The sequence below is a fragment of the Corynebacterium amycolatum SK46 genome, assembly GCF_000173655.1.
In the GTDB taxonomy this organism is placed as follows: domain Bacteria; phylum Actinomycetota; class Actinomycetes; order Mycobacteriales; family Mycobacteriaceae; genus Corynebacterium; species Corynebacterium amycolatum_A.
The window spans coordinates 72,331-85,616 of the sequence record NZ_ABZU01000009.1 but is presented as its reverse complement, the minus strand read 5'-3'; the positions used below and the strand labels follow the sequence as shown (position 1 = coordinate 85,616).

General features: G+C 60.0%; 12 protein-coding genes and 1 tRNA gene. 7 read left to right on the top strand and 6 right to left on the bottom strand.

From position 1 onward, the window contains the following. Window positions 1-10: 10 nt before the first annotated feature. On the bottom strand, window positions 11-505 hold the full coding sequence (locus tag CORAM0001_RS07175) for a Fur family transcriptional regulator (RefSeq protein ID WP_005511059.1): 495 nt from the start codon (window positions 503-505) through the stop codon (window positions 11-13). Between the two features lie 190 nt (window positions 506-695). Between CORAM0001_RS07175 and CORAM0001_RS07170 the strand changes: the two genes are divergently transcribed. From CORAM0001_RS07170 to CORAM0001_RS07160, 3 genes are read left to right on the top strand one after another with little or no spacing between them, the layout of a single operon-like run. Further along, a complete protein-coding gene (locus CORAM0001_RS07170) occupies window positions 696-2,078 on the top strand; it encodes a glycine--tRNA ligase (RefSeq protein ID WP_005511098.1) in 1,383 nt (460 codons plus the stop codon). Continuing rightward, a complete protein-coding gene (locus tag CORAM0001_RS07165) occupies window positions 2,078-2,647 on the top strand; it encodes a hypothetical protein (RefSeq protein ID WP_005511064.1) in 570 nt (189 codons plus the stop codon). The genes CORAM0001_RS07170 and CORAM0001_RS07165 overlap by 1 nt, the downstream gene beginning before the upstream one ends. Then, on the top strand, window positions 2,635-3,051 hold the full coding sequence (locus tag CORAM0001_RS07160) for a hypothetical protein (protein ID WP_040361503.1): 417 nt from the start codon (window positions 2,635-2,637) through the stop codon (window positions 3,049-3,051). The genes CORAM0001_RS07165 and CORAM0001_RS07160 overlap by 13 nt, the downstream gene beginning before the upstream one ends. Before the next feature lie 27 nt (window positions 3,052-3,078). On the opposite strand, the gene CORAM0001_RS07155 is transcribed toward CORAM0001_RS07160, so the two are convergent. Next, window positions 3,079-5,112, bottom strand: a complete 2,034-nt coding sequence (locus tag CORAM0001_RS07155) for a TPM domain-containing protein (RefSeq protein WP_244262015.1) — start codon at window positions 5,110-5,112, stop codon at window positions 3,079-3,081. Between the two features lie 28 nt (window positions 5,113-5,140). Here CORAM0001_RS07155 and CORAM0001_RS07150 point away from each other — a divergent pair, with 28 nt between their 5' ends. After that, window positions 5,141-6,433, top strand: coding sequence for a deoxyguanosinetriphosphate triphosphohydrolase (locus tag CORAM0001_RS07150; protein ID WP_005510988.1), 1,293 nt, complete (start codon window positions 5,141-5,143; stop codon window positions 6,431-6,433). Between the two features lie 4 nt (window positions 6,434-6,437). Here the strand turns inward: CORAM0001_RS07150 and CORAM0001_RS07145 are convergent, their stop codons facing one another. Continuing rightward, complete coding sequence (locus CORAM0001_RS07145; RefSeq protein ID WP_005511100.1) at window positions 6,438-6,956, bottom strand: guanyl-specific ribonuclease; 519 nt, start codon at window positions 6,954-6,956, stop codon at window positions 6,438-6,440. A gap of 119 nt (window positions 6,957-7,075) precedes the next feature. Between CORAM0001_RS07145 and dnaG the strand changes: the two genes are divergently transcribed. Next, window positions 7,076-9,007 carry a DNA primase gene (dnaG, locus tag CORAM0001_RS07140; RefSeq protein ID WP_081451112.1) on the top strand — a complete coding sequence of 644 codons (1,932 nt, stop codon included), beginning with the start codon at window positions 7,076-7,078 and terminating at the stop codon, window positions 9,005-9,007. A gap of 14 nt (window positions 9,008-9,021) precedes the next feature. On the opposite strand, the gene CORAM0001_RS07135 is transcribed toward dnaG, so the two are convergent. Further along, window positions 9,022-9,654, bottom strand: a complete 633-nt coding sequence (locus tag CORAM0001_RS07135) for an MBL fold metallo-hydrolase (RefSeq protein ID WP_005511039.1) — start codon at window positions 9,652-9,654, stop codon at window positions 9,022-9,024. Next, on the bottom strand, window positions 9,651-10,817 hold the full coding sequence (locus CORAM0001_RS07130; protein ID WP_005511078.1) for an S-(hydroxymethyl)mycothiol dehydrogenase: 1,167 nt from the start codon (window positions 10,815-10,817) through the stop codon (window positions 9,651-9,653). Before CORAM0001_RS07130 ends, CORAM0001_RS07135 begins: the two co-directional genes overlap by 4 nt. Window positions 10,818-11,147: 330 nt before the next feature. Here CORAM0001_RS07130 and CORAM0001_RS07125 point away from each other — a divergent pair. After that, window positions 11,148-11,219: transfer RNA gene (locus tag CORAM0001_RS07125), tRNA-Asn, on the top strand. Window positions 11,220-11,982: 763 nt separating this feature from the next. On the opposite strand, the gene CORAM0001_RS07120 is transcribed toward CORAM0001_RS07125, so the two are convergent. Next, a complete protein-coding gene (locus CORAM0001_RS07120; protein ID WP_005511015.1) occupies window positions 11,983-12,456 on the bottom strand; it encodes a hypothetical protein in 474 nt (157 codons plus the stop codon). A gap of 292 nt (window positions 12,457-12,748) precedes the next feature. Between CORAM0001_RS07120 and CORAM0001_RS07115 the strand changes: the two genes are divergently transcribed. Further along, on the top strand, window positions 12,749-13,195 hold the full coding sequence (locus CORAM0001_RS07115; RefSeq protein WP_040361501.1) for a hypothetical protein: 447 nt from the start codon (window positions 12,749-12,751) through the stop codon (window positions 13,193-13,195). Window positions 13,196-13,286: the final 91 nt, after the last annotated feature.

The window sequence follows — 13,286 nt, the reverse complement described above, 5'->3', positions numbered from 1 at the left end:
GGAGGCCGGGCTACTTCTTCTGGCAGTCCCTGCACAGGCCGAAAACTTCGGCAGTGTGCCCGGTCAGATTAAAACCGTGCTCCTCCGCCAGGCTTCGAGCCCACTGCTCGACTGGTCCGCCAGCGACTTCAACGGTGCTGCCACAATCGGTGCAGACCAGGTGATGATGGTGGTGGTCACCGCACAGCCGGTAGAGAGCCTCTCCGGAGGCATTGTGCAGAACATCGACAATGTCCATTTCCGCAAGGGACTGGAGCGTCCGATAGACCGTCGTCAAGCCGACCTTGTCCCCCCGCTCCGTCAGCGACTTATGAATGTCAGCAGCGGAGCGAAAATTAGGGGCCTCACTCATAATCGACACGACGGCGCGGCGTTGGCGAGTACTGCGCTGGCCGATGCGGGTTGCGGCCGGCCGCGCGGAGGCGTGTGCCCCGGCGCTAGCGGGGGAGCCCGTATCGCGTGGGTTTTCGCCAGAACTAACTTCGTGCATATCTTCGCCAGCCATGTAACCGACACTACCCGGTATCGGTTGGACAAGATGCGCTAGAGTATAGGGGAACTTTTAACTGGCCTGTCGGGGTCAGTACATTTTGCTTTTCATTATGTCGTCCGCCGCACGGAACGGGCTGAATTGAGTGTCCGGAAAAGGCGTGTGGTGTGCGATGCGAAGCCATTTATAAGGAGTGGTCTAGACCGTGGCACCTAAGTCAGTTGTCGATACCGTCGCCAACCTGTGTAAGCGCAGGGGATTCGTTTACCCGTGTGGTGAAATTTACGGCGGTACACGCTCGGCATGGGATTACGGTCCCCTGGGTGTGGAGCTGAAGGAAAACATCAAGCGCCAGTGGTGGAAGACCTTCGTCACCGGCCGTAAGGATGTCGTCGGCCTGGATTCCTCCATTATCCTGCCGCGCCAGGTCTGGGAAGCTTCCGGCCACGTCGCTACCTTCACCGACCCGCTGGTGGAGTCCCTGCACACCCACAAGCGCTACCGCGCTGACCACCTACTGGAGGCCTACGAGGCCAAGCACGGTCACCCGCCGGCCAATGGTCTGGCAGATGTTCCGGATCCGGAGACCGGTCAGCCGGGTAAGTGGACTGAGCCGCAGATGTTCTCCGGTCTGATGAAGACCTACCTCGGCCCGGTGGACAATGAGCAGGGCCTGCACTACATGCGCCCGGAGACCGCTCAGGGCATCTTCGTCAACTTCAAGAACGTTATGACCACGGCTCGTATTAAGCCACCGTTCGGTATCGGCCAGACCGGTAAGGCATTCCGCAACGAGATTACCCCGGGTAACTTCATCTTCCGTACCCGCGAGTTCGAACAGATGGAGATCGAGTACTTCGTCGCACCGGATCAGGCGGAAGAGAAGTTTGATGAGTGGGTCGACGCTTGCTGGAACTGGTTCATCGACCTGGGCGTTAACCCGGAGAACATGCGTCAGTTCGACGTTCCGGACGAGCGCGCTCACTACTCTGCACGCACGATTGACTTCGAGTACCGCTTCCACTTCCAGGGCAACGAGTGGGGCGAGCTGATGGGTGTCGCCAACCGTACGGACTACGACCTCGGCTGCCACATCGAGCACTCCAAGGAAGACCTGCGTTACCACGACCAGGTCACCGGCGAAAAGTACGTTCCGTACGTCATTGAGCCGTCCTTCGGTCTGACCCGCGCCCTGATGGCCTTCCTGTGCGATGCCTACACCGAGGAAGAGGTGCCGAACGCAAAGGGCGGCACCGACACCCGTACCGTGCTGAAGCTCGACCCGCGTCTGTCGCCGGTTAAGGTTGCTGTTCTGCCACTGTCGAAGAAGGACACCCTGACTCCTACTGCTGAGGCTGTCGCGGACAAGCTGCGCCAGTACTGGGCCGTCGATTACGACACCTCCGGTGCTATCGGCCGTCGTTACCGTCGCCAGGATGAGATTGGTACTCCGTTCTGTGTCACCGTTGACTTCGATACTCTCGAGGACAACGCTGTCACCGTCCGCGACCGCGACACCATGGAGCAGGAGCGCGTCAAGATTGACGAGCTGGAAGGCTACCTCGCCGCTCGCCTGGTGGGCTGCTAATGGCCGAAGAAGTTTTTTGGGAATCCTATAGTCTCGGCGACGGCTCTCGGGAAAAATCCGAGCAAACCTGGCCGATTCTGAAGGAAAGCACCGAAATCGGCACGTACATCCGTGATGAGCAGGGCGATCGCCTCAACACCCCGGAAGGGGAGTGGGTCATTGACGCCTCTGCTAATCACCGTGTTTCCGCCACGCTTCCCGACGGCCGCGTGTTCTCGACCGTTGCTGCTGACCGCGACAAGATTTCGCGAGCCAAGCAGCTTTCAGTGACCTTCGGGCCGAATCGTCCCGAAGGCAAGCTGGTGTGCGAGGGATCGACGAACTACGTCATCGAGAACGCGAAGACCGGCGAGAAGTGGGGCCAGTTCACCGGTGCGTCCCGTGGCGTGCGCCACGCAGAGGTGCAGTTCGACACCGACGAGGGCCGTGCGCTGCCGGAAGAGGAGAAGATCTTCCTGGTCTACAGTGCTCGTCGAGTGCTGGAGTCCCGCATGGTTTCCTCGACCTGGATTCTCACTGTCTGCTTGCTCTTGTTGATTGCCTATATGATTTGGGTGTGGATCGTGTAGCAACTATTGCAGACGGCGTCGTTTACGACGAGAACAAAAAGACCCTGTCCGACGGCTGGAGCTGTCAGGACGGGGTCTTTAATGCTTTCTGGATTACCTCGCCACAAGGGCGTGGCTGGCAGGTGAAAGCCCGCTTTTTTAGCACGAACGCGTTAGTAATGACGAATCCGGATGAGGGGGATTCTTTTGTCCTAAACAGAGAAGGACGAGGAATTCGCACGGTCTACGACATCGAGCGGCCAGGCTATGAGCTCGCCCGAATCGTCAGAGAGGACAGCCTAGGACGAGGGGTATTTGGTGTCTATGCCCAGGAGGGAGACTTCCGGGGGAGTTTCGAAGACTGGCTGATTGCCGCCGCACTGGCGACGTGGTCTGTGGATGGACCACGCCAGATGCGGATTTAGAGTCCTGCGAGTGGCTTTCTTGACCGGCTAGAAGCCCATTGTGCTGCCGGAGCCTCCTGGTCGGCTCGAACCTCCGCCGAAACCGCCGAAGCCGCCGATGCTGCCACCAAAGCCGCTGTTGTTGCTGAGCATGCTGCCCAGCACCATGCCGACGACCATTGAACCGTTGCTGCCGCCACCACGGCGCTGATCCTGGTAGCGGCGGATGTCGCGGCGAGCCAAGTCAGCGGCCTCAGCCGCGAGCTTGCGCGCACGACGTGCGTAGGCCAACGCCTTTCTCGGCTCGTCATTGGCCAAGCCCTGTGCAGAGCCGTAAGCACGCTGCGCCTCCGCGAGGCGAGTGCGAGCCTCAGCGCCAACCACACGACGGCGGGTAGCAATCAAGTCAGCCGCGGCGCGAATGTGATTGTCGGCATCTTGCATGCTGTGCTGCAAAGTGGCGGCAGCTCGGGCGAACGACGCGGCCTTGTCTCGAGCGGAGTCCAGGGCTTCGTCGAGCAGCTCATCGGCATCGGTCAGTGCGGTCCAGGAACTCAGCGGATCCACTTCGGACTTATTGGCTGCCACGCCGAGTGCTTCACGGCCTGCTTCGATGGCCGCATTGAGGCGCTCGCGGTTGATGTTGGCGCCTTGCGGTGCCGACATCAGGTGCGAGGCCTCATCGATTTCACCGCGGACCTCGGCGATAAGGGAAGCCAGTCCAGCGACTGCAGCGTGAATATCGCTATCGGCGTGTTCAATGGCCTCCAGAAGACTCTCTGCCTGTGTGAGCGCAAAGTCGGTGGCCGACAGCGCATCAATCAGACCACCTTGCTCACCGGCGGGCAGGTCAGCTATGCGTCGGGCCTCAGACATTGACTGGTCAGCCTGATTCAGGTGCTCCGTGGCCATGTCAATATTGTCGGTCACAGAGCTGAGCATCTGCTCTTCGTAACGTGCGCGCAGACCGTCGAGAATTCCGCCGGCACGCGGCATACGTGAACGCAGCTCGACACTTCGTTGAGTGAGCTTCGAAATGGTCGCTTCAGCATTCATCAACTCCTGGCGGAGCTTCTGGAAGTTTGCGGCCTCGCCGTCGAGCTGGTCATCTGCAACACCACAGGTGGAGATAATCTCCAGCAGGACACTGCGGCGCTCGATTTCGTCGGCTACGGAGCCGTCGTCAAGCTGTTGGCGAAGTGCAAACGCGCGCTCGAGCGTGGACTGAGAGTGCTTCAGTGCGTTGTCGAAGCTGCGGATGCGTTCGGTGCCGAACTCAGCGCGGGCGAGGTCGAGCTCGGTGTTGGCCTTGCGGATGGACTCATCGGTACTGACAATCTCATCGCGCGCAAGAACATCGAGCGAGCTAGTGCTCAGCGAGTCCAGCGAAGAGACATCCCTGGGGTCGATGTTGCGGCCACGAGCGATCTCCTCCTCATCGCGCTTCTTCTTATTGCGACGGCCCACGGCCCAGGTGGCGCCACCGACAACGGCGGCACCACCGAGGCCGGCGCCGAGTGCCCACCCACCGGCGGAGCCGCTGCCACCGCCTGCCTCGGCGATGGCAGCTTCGCCTGCAGCCGCCCAGTTGTCATCCTCTAACAGCTGTCCTTGAGCTGCACTGTTGACGGCTTCTGCGTTGCGGGGGAAGGAGTCTCCGACGAAAGCGCCGAGGTTTCGGTCTTCCACGGCGACGACCAGGACACCGCGGTTGTCGGCAGCTCCGAGGTGCTCCCAGGCCTGCTGTGCCCACTGTTCGCCCTGAATGCCGTCGAAGCTCTTGATGTAAAACACCGAGAACAGGAGTCGCTTCTCTGCCTTGAGCTGCTGAATCTGCTCCTTCAGACGAGCTTCATCGCCGCCGCTCAGCACACCTGCGAGATCGTCCACGTCGCCCGATACCTCTGTCGGTGTCTCGGCGTGTGCGAGTGATGCTGACGGTGCGAGTGCCAGTAGCGATGCGGGCGCATCAACCGGAGGCTGTGTTGGAAGCGCAGCTGTGATGAGCGGCATGCTCAGGCCGAGAAAAGCACCCGATGCGGCAAGGTAAAGGGGGCGAAACACGCGATTCCTGTCAGACATAACTACCAGGATACGTAACAATAATTACGTGGCCGGTAAATTTTCGTATTCATCTTTTGAACTCGCTCGTATTGTCGAGGAGTCTCCGAAGCAGTCGTTGCTGCCCGGGGTGCAGTCCTTGGAAACCCACCGGGCGGCGTTTGCGCGAGATCGCGCTCGCGTGCTGCACTCCGCAGCGCTGCGCAGGCTGGCTGACAAAACTCAGGTTGTGGGGCCAGGGGAGGGCGATACTCCGCGCACACGCCTGACTCACTCGCTGGAGGTCGCGCAGATTTCCCGCGGAATCGCCAGCGAGTTGGGTGCAGATGAGGATCTCGCAGAGCTGGCCGGCCTGACGCATGACATCGGGCATCCGCCGTATGGCCACAACGGTGAGCGCGCCCTCAACGAGATTGCCGCTGGTTGCGGCGGGTTCGAGGGCAACGCTCAGACGCTGCGTATTCTCACTCGCCTTGAGCCAAAGGTGCTCGATGGTACAGGTGAGCCCTGTGGGCTCAATCTCACTCGGGCGGCGCTCGATGCGGCTTGTAAGTACCCGTGGACACCGGTTGGTCCCGATGGTCAGCTCCGCCACAAGTACGGCGCCTACCAGGAAGATGCTGCGATTCTGCAGTGGATTCGCCAGGGCGTTCCGCACGGCAAGCAGTGTCTTGAGGCGCAGATCATGGACTGGTCTGACGATGTCGCCTATTCCGTCCACGATGTCGAGGATGGCATCGTCTCTGGCCGTGTTGACCTGGGTGTTCTCTGGGACACGGTGGAATTGGCCGCGCTCGCTGACAAGGGCGCTGCCGCGTTTGGTGGCGATCCGGCAGAGCTCGTCGAAGCTGCCGGGCGTCTTGCCAGCTTGCCGGTGGTATCAGCTGCGGCGTCCTATGATGGTTCGCTGCGCTCGCTGGTCGCGCTGAAACGGATGACCTCGGAGCTGGTCGGCCGTTTTGTCACGGCTTCCGTCGCGGGTACGCGTGCTGCCTCCGGATCGACGCTTCCGCTCGGGCGTTACGACGCGGACCTCGCCGTGCCCAGCTCGATTCTGGCGGAGGTCACCATGCTGAAGACCATCGCCGTGCTGTACGTGATGGATCTTCCGCGTCATATTCGCCGTCAGGAGCGTGAGCGCGATCGTCTTTTCCGGCTGGCCGAGTATCTGCAGGAGGGTGCTCCGGGAACTCTTGATCCGATGTTCCAGTGGCTCTACTCCCGGGCGGAGAGTGACCAAACGCGGCTGCGGGTTATCGTTGATCAGCTAGCGTCGATGACGGAGTCGCGTGTAGAGCGGCTTGATCGCCAGATTGCTGGTGTGGCCGCGGCGTGGGGATAGTTGTCTACTCCTCCGCGTCAGGAATTTCGCAGAAGCTCTCGTAGTGGTCGTCGGTGTAGTACCAGACATCCGGGTCATTTTCGGAACCGCCGCCGACAACAATGCGACGTGCACCGCGGCTGGAATTACCCGGGGTGGTCACGGTGTACTCGCGGTAGTAGTCACCGCGCTGCTTCGGCAGGCGTCCCTCGTAGTTGCCGAAGTGCTTGCCGTCGTGCTGCGAGTAGATATGGTCCTGGTCGGTCAGGATGCGGTCGATAACATCGTCGGCCTCCTGCGGCAGGGTATCTACTGCGCAGGTGGCACCCTTGGTGCCCGACTTGTTGCTTCCCGAATTAGTGCCAGGCTTCGGGCTCGATTTCGAGCTGGGCGCAGCGGAAGTCTGCGATTCGGTATTCTGCGTCCCCTGTGAGTCCTCGGATGCCGTAGAGTTCTGATCTCCGCCATCGAGCCCCAGATAGCTACCAGCTAGCACCAGGGCGGCAGCGCCTACGCCGCTCGCAATCTTCTTCCACTCAGCCATGGCTAGTATCTTTCCATATCTGTCGCCGCCGGCACGTTATGGGTTGGGCGCGGGCGGCTCGTCGGCAAGCGAAACCTCTACGGCGGAGTCGATTGGACGGTTTGGGTAAGGTTATTTTCATGGCTAGGGGAAGAATTCCGGACTCCGATATCGCGGCAATCCGCGAACGGACTCCGATTGAGGAGATCGTTGCAGAATACGTGAACCTCAAACCGGCTGGCGCGGATTCTCTGAAAGGGCTTTCGCCTTTTAAAGACGAGCGCACGCCGTCGTTCCACGTACGCCCCAATCATGGCTACTACCACTGCTTTTCCACCGGAAAAGGCGGTGATGTATTCAGCTTCCTCATGGAGATGGAACACCTGTCTTTCCCGGAGGCTGTCGAAGCCTGCGCGGAGAAAATTGGCTTCCACATTAACTATGAGGGCGGTGGCACGGGCCGTCGCGAGGAACCGGGAACTCGCCAGCGTCTCATCGCCGCAAACCGCGAGGCACAGAAGTTCTACCGCGAACAGTTCTCCACGCCAGCGGCAGCGCCCGCGCGCGAGTTTCTGGAGAACCGCGGCTTCACCGCCGAGCACGCGGCCCAGTTCGGCTGTGGTTACTCGCCGGCCGGATGGGACACTCTAACCAAGCACCTGCAGCGCCTAGGCTTTAGCTTCGAGGAGCTGGATAAGGCGGGTCTTTCCAAGATGGGGCGCATGGGGCCGATTGATCGTTTCCACCGTCGTCTCATGTGGCCGATCCGCAATATGTCCGGCGATGTCATCGGCTTTGGTGCCCGCAAGCTTTTCGACGATGACAATCTGGGCAAGTACATGAACACGCCCGAGACCATGCTGTACAAGAAGTCCAAGGTGCTCTTCGGTCTGGATCTGGCAAAGAAGGACATTGCCGCTGGTCATCAGGCTGTAATCGTGGAGGGCTACACCGACGTCATGGCCATGCACGCCTCAGGCGTGACCACAGCCGTCGCGTCCTGTGGTACCGCTTTCGGTGAGGAACACCTCCAGCTGCTGCGCCGTCTCATGCTCGACGATAACTTCTTCCGCGGCGAACTCATCTACACCTTCGACGGCGACGAGGCAGGGCAGAAGGCCGCCATGCGCGCCTTCGAGGGGGAGCAGAACTTCACCGGCCAGTCCTACGTCGCTGTCGCGCCGGACGGCATGGATCCGTGTGATCTGCGCCAGAAGAAGGGCGAGGCTGCAGTGCGCGATCTCGTCGCTTCACGACGGCCATTGATCGAATTTGTCCTCCGCACACTTCTGGCCGACTATGACCTGACCACCGCTAATGGCAGGGTCTCCGGGCTGCGCCGCGTGGTGCCTGTCCTGGCCCAGCTCAAGGACGCGGCGCTGCGCGATGAGTATGCCCGCGAAGTTGCCGGCTGGATTGGCTGGAATGATGAGGCCGAGCTGGTGCAGCGCGTCCGTGAGGAGGCCAGTCGGCCACAGAATGAAAAGCGCACTCCCTACCAGCGTCGCCAAGAAGAGGCCCGTGCCCGCGAAGAGGCGGAGGAAGCGCGGCGCCGGCGCAACCCGGCACTGCCGTATCCAAACCCGCGGGACCCTGTGCTCTATGCGCAGCGGGAGGCCCTCAAGCTGGCAATTCAGGAGCCCGCCACCACCGGCCCGGTATTCGATGCGCTCGCACCCGAGACCTTTGGGCATCCGACCTACCGAGCGGTATTCGACGCCATCATGGCTGCAGGTGGTGCCTGCGGGGAAGCGGCCACACAGCCACATAGTTGGGCGACCGCAATTATGGATCAGGCGCGGGAGGACGTCGTCAAGCATCTCGTGACTGAGCTGGGAGTGGAGCAGATCGCCGTCGATACAGAGACGCTGCGCCCGTATGCACAGGCGATTCTGGCGCGGCTGCAGGAAGTGTGGGTCGGTGACCAGATTGCGCAGCTGAAGGCGATGCTATCGCGGATGCGACCATCGGACGACGAAACCGCCTACAACTCGCTGTTCGCGGATCTGCTCGCGATGGAGCAGTACCGCCGCGAACTGCAGGCAGAGGCGGTCAAGGTCGTGTTTGAGTAGCTAGTGGCTAGCGACTAGTAGCCGCGGCGAATCCACTCTTCTAAGTGCGGAGCCTCGCGACCAATCGTCGTGTGGTCGCCATGCCCCGTGCGGACAGTCGTTTCCGCAGGCAGGGTCAACAGGTTGTCGCGGATGGAGTTAATAATCGTGTCGAAATCCGAGTAGGACCGACCGGTCGCTCCAGGACCGCCGGAAAACAGCGTGTCACCCGAGAACAGCTCCGCGGCCTCCGGCACGTACAGGCAGCACGAGCCAGGGGAGTGGCCCGGAGTATTAATAATGACAACCTCCGTGCCTGCAATCTCCAGGCGCTGACCGTGCGCCAAATCCTCGTGCGCCAGGTCCGGCCAGGACTGCTCCCACAGCATCTGGTCGCCCGGGTGGACGAGCAGGGGAGCGTCGAGCTTCTCCTGCAGTTCAGGGGCCACAGTGATGTGGTCGTTGTGCGCGTGGGTGCACACGATGGCCTTTACTTTTCGACCATCCACCGCATCAATAATCGGCTGCGCCTCATGTGCCGCATCGATGACAATGACCTCACGGTCATCGCCGAGCACCCATACGTTGTTGTCTACGTCCCACGCGCCACCATCGAGCGAGAACGTGCCCGACGTGAGAACGTGGTCAACCCTCAAATCCTTGTTCACAGTGTGACCACCGATCGCAGTACTTTACCGGCCTTCATAGTTTCGAAGGCCTCATCAACATCCTCAATGCCAATGCGCTCCGTCACGAAGCCCTCCAGCGGCAGGCGATTCTGCAACGACAGATCCACCAGCATCGGGAAGTCGCGCTCCGGCAGGCAGTCGCCGTACCAGGACGACTTCAGCGCACCGCCGCGGCTAAACACATCCGCCAGCGGGATGTCTAGCTCCATCGTCGGCGCGGGGACACCGACCAGCACAACGCGTCCAGCCAGGTCACGGGCGTAGAACGCCTGCTTATAAGTTTCCGGACGGCCGACCGCATCAATCACGACGTCAGCACCGAAACCATCGGTCAGCTCACGCACTCGCTTAACGACGGGATCCTCTTCCCCGGTACCCTTATCGCTCTTAGCCAGCTCCGCAGAGTTAATGGTCTCGGTCGCGCCGAATTCACGGGCGGTGTCCAGCTTCTCGTCTGAGATGTCGATGGCAATAATCTTGCTAGCGCCGGCCAGCTTCGCACCGGCAATAGCTGCGGTACCAACGCCGCCGCAGCCGATGACGGCTACCGATTCACCGCGCTTGACTTCACCGGTGTTAATGGCCGCACCGATGCCGGCCATGACACCGCAGCCCAGCAGGCCCGCAACGGCTGGGTCTGCTGCCGAATCGACCTTGGTGCACTGGCCCTCGTGGACGAGGGTGGCATCCGCAAAAGCGCCGATTCCAAGGGCTGGGGTGAGGACGGTGCCGTCGGCAAGCGTCATGGGCTTGGAGGCGTTGAAAGTGCTAAAGCAGTACTGCGGTTCTCCCCGCTTGCAGGCGCGGCACTCGCCGCAGACGGCGCGCCAATTGAGGACAACGAAATCGCCGACGGCAACATGCGTGACCTCTTCGCCAATCTCGGAGACCACGCCTGCGGCCTCGTGGCCGAGGAAGAACGGGTACTCGTCGGTGATATCGCCGTCGCGGTAAGCCAGGTCTGTATGGCACACGCCGCAGGCCTGGATGTCAACAATGACATCGTTCGGGCCCGGGGACGGGATGTGGATATCAGTAAGTTCTACAGGTGCGCCTTTTTCGCGTGCGATAACGCCACGAACAACGCGTGCGGTTTGCTCGGTTTGCTCGGTATTTTTGGTTTTGTTGGTTTGTTCAGACATAAGCCCCATCGTATGAACGCGCTATGAAAAGTGCATGATGGAAAACGTTTTCAGTACTGGTAGGGGCTGTTTGTGTGCGTGGACTGGGAATGTCGGTTGTGTGCCTGGGGTGTGCGCCTGGGGTGTGTGCCTGGGGCGTGCGCCTGGGGTGTGCCCGGATTGCGTGGCTCCGAGAACTCACAGCGGTGTTATGGAGTGTGGGTAAAAGAAGTCTAAATTGACCTGTGACCTGGCGATTTGTGAGTTTCAAGGGGTCTGGGTAAAGTATCTATCCGTCGCAAGGAACGGCATGGCCGAAGTTTGGTTCAGCTGGTTCTGTGCGGTGGATATTCCTCCATAGCTCAATGGCAGAGCATTCGACTGTTAATCGAAGGGTTGCTGGTTCGAGTCCAGCTGGAGGAGCAATTAGGCCAGGTCAGAGAGTTTTTCTCTGGCCTGGTTTTTTATTCGGAGTGTTAATCCACTAAAACAATCATTAAATATTCGGGCCAAAGGACAAAAATCGTGTCTTTCCCCCGACGCGCCCCGGCTGGTTATCGAGGGGTTGGGCCGTGGGAGTGAGCGGTCTATTTTCTATTCCGCCACTTATGGCCAAGTTTCGGGGTCTTGTCGATGGTGTCGGGGTCTTGTCGATGGTTTTTCGGCACTTATGCGCACGGTATTGGCCGGGTCTCTCACCTGTCGATGAGGTATTCACTTATGGCCACGCTCCAGCGCATCGATAGGTGAATACCTTGGCCACAAGTCGCTGGAGTCTTGGGCCAGAGCGCTGGAGCCGAAAGCTTGCCACTTACTCGCCACTTATGCGGGGGTTCTAGAATCCCAATAGCGCAATGACAAGTGAAGAGGAGCCATCACGGCATCGCGGCAGCACGCCACGTATGGCTCGAAGATGACGTATGGCTCGACAGTAACGTTTGGCTCTGTATACGCGACCATATGTACACATTTGCGCCACAGGTCACTTTTGGGCCATAGGCGGACAGTTAAGCCATAAGTGGACAGGCGCATAGGAGGCGATGGAGCACTTTTTTTTGGGGGGCACAAAGCTGCCCGAGCTAGCCAGTACCTGAGTACTTAGAGACGTGGGCGCTATGAGTTCCCCAGCCGAAGCCGCAGGTGGCGCGGTTGGGCTGGGGCGCGGGGACCGTCGTAAAGCTAAAGGTTAGACCTGATCTAGGAGGTCCCAGAGTGTCGAACTGTGGATAATCTGCAGGTCGTGGGCTTCGGGCGCGACGTTGACGTGGCCGGGCATGAGCGTCACGGACGAATGCGTGTGACCGTGAACGATGCCGGTCCAACGATTAGCGTGCGGAGCCCAGCGGACGGCATTCTTGGACGCGGTCCGATCCATCAGCGTGGGGTAGTGGTTGAAGAGATAGGCCTTCTTGACCTGTTTAATCTGGAGATTCAGGCTGATGAGGTCAAAGACATTCTGGAAGGCGCCCATCCATTCCATCTGCACCGCAGGCTGGAACTTGGGGTGAATCTGATCGTGGTTACCAGGAGTCAGAATCATGGTGAGGTTGCGCGCTGACTTGACCTCGGCCAGCTTCTCCAGCGCGTAGGTATCTTCGTGAACCGAAATATGGGTTAAGTAGCAAAAAGTGTGTCTGGTCGGCGTTTCGCCGGTGGGCACCTTTTTCCGTTTAGTCCCAATGCGAGTTACTGACCACGTTTATGACCGGTGGCGTTGGGCCGATCCGAGTTACTGACTGTGGTTATGTCAAAAATGGCCCGGAAAATTGCCTGAAAGTGTCATAAGCTCGCACAGTTTCACATTTGCAGCCCGTAAGTTTTTCGGGTTGTCAGTTTTTCTACGTAACCCACTTTATGCTCGGAGGATTGTGCTCTTGTGGGTGTGACTCGATTCTTCACTGGGGAGGGGAGATTCGGTCTTTCTTAAGGTCATCTCACGTAACCTGGGACGCATGAGGCTCGACAGTATAACCCGCCCCTTGCTGGCGTCCTTTTTTGCCGCGGTCGCGTGGAGTGTTTTGGGTGGGCTAATCTTGCCGGAGCCCAATCTCGCCTACGACGAAGGAATTGCGTCGTGGATTGTGTCCATGTTGGTCTCAGTAATGCTGGTCGGAGCAATAGCCGTTTTCGCCGGTGATGGCTCGTCGGCTCGGGGGATGACCGGCGCGCGGAGCATTGTCGCAGCAGCTACCGGCGCAGGAATTGCCGCGCTTGGAGATCTGGCATTCCTATTTCTCACCACGCCGCCCGACGGGCAGGACGGTCTAGCCGTCGCCTATGTCGTGTTCTTCTACATCCCGCTACTATTTCTCGGCGGATGGGCCGCCAGTGCCGCGATTAATCGGATGCGTAGGTGGTACCGGCAAGTGAAGAAAGAGAGGCCTAGCCGTCGGCCGTGAGCTAGGCCTCTAACTCTGGAGTCGCCAGCGCCTGATGCGTCAGGTTAAGGCCGACCATCGTAACCTGCCAGACGCGGAGGTTTTTTTTGGG

Coding starts and splice junctions, on each gene's coding strand:
- CORAM0001_RS07165 (WP_005511064.1), top strand. CDS start 2,078: ATGGCCGAAGAAGTTTTTTGGGAATCCTATAGTCTCGGCGACGGCTCT.
- CORAM0001_RS07145 (WP_005511100.1), bottom strand. CDS start 6,956: ATGGCTGAGTGGAAGAAGATTGCGAGCGGCGTAGGCGCTGCCGCCCTG.
- CORAM0001_RS07155 (WP_244262015.1), bottom strand. CDS start 5,112: ATGTCTGACAGGAATCGCGTGTTTCGCCCCCTTTACCTTGCCGCATCG.
- CORAM0001_RS07130 (WP_005511078.1), bottom strand. CDS start 10,817: ATGTCTGAACAAACCAACAAAACCAAAAATACCGAGCAAACCGAGCAA.
- CORAM0001_RS07175 (WP_005511059.1), bottom strand. CDS start 505: ATGGCTGGCGAAGATATGCACGAAGTTAGTTCTGGCGAAAACCCACGC.
- CORAM0001_RS07115 (WP_040361501.1), top strand. CDS start 12,749: ATGAGGCTCGACAGTATAACCCGCCCCTTGCTGGCGTCCTTTTTTGCC.
- dnaG (WP_081451112.1), top strand. CDS start 7,076: ATGGCTAGGGGAAGAATTCCGGACTCCGATATCGCGGCAATCCGCGAA.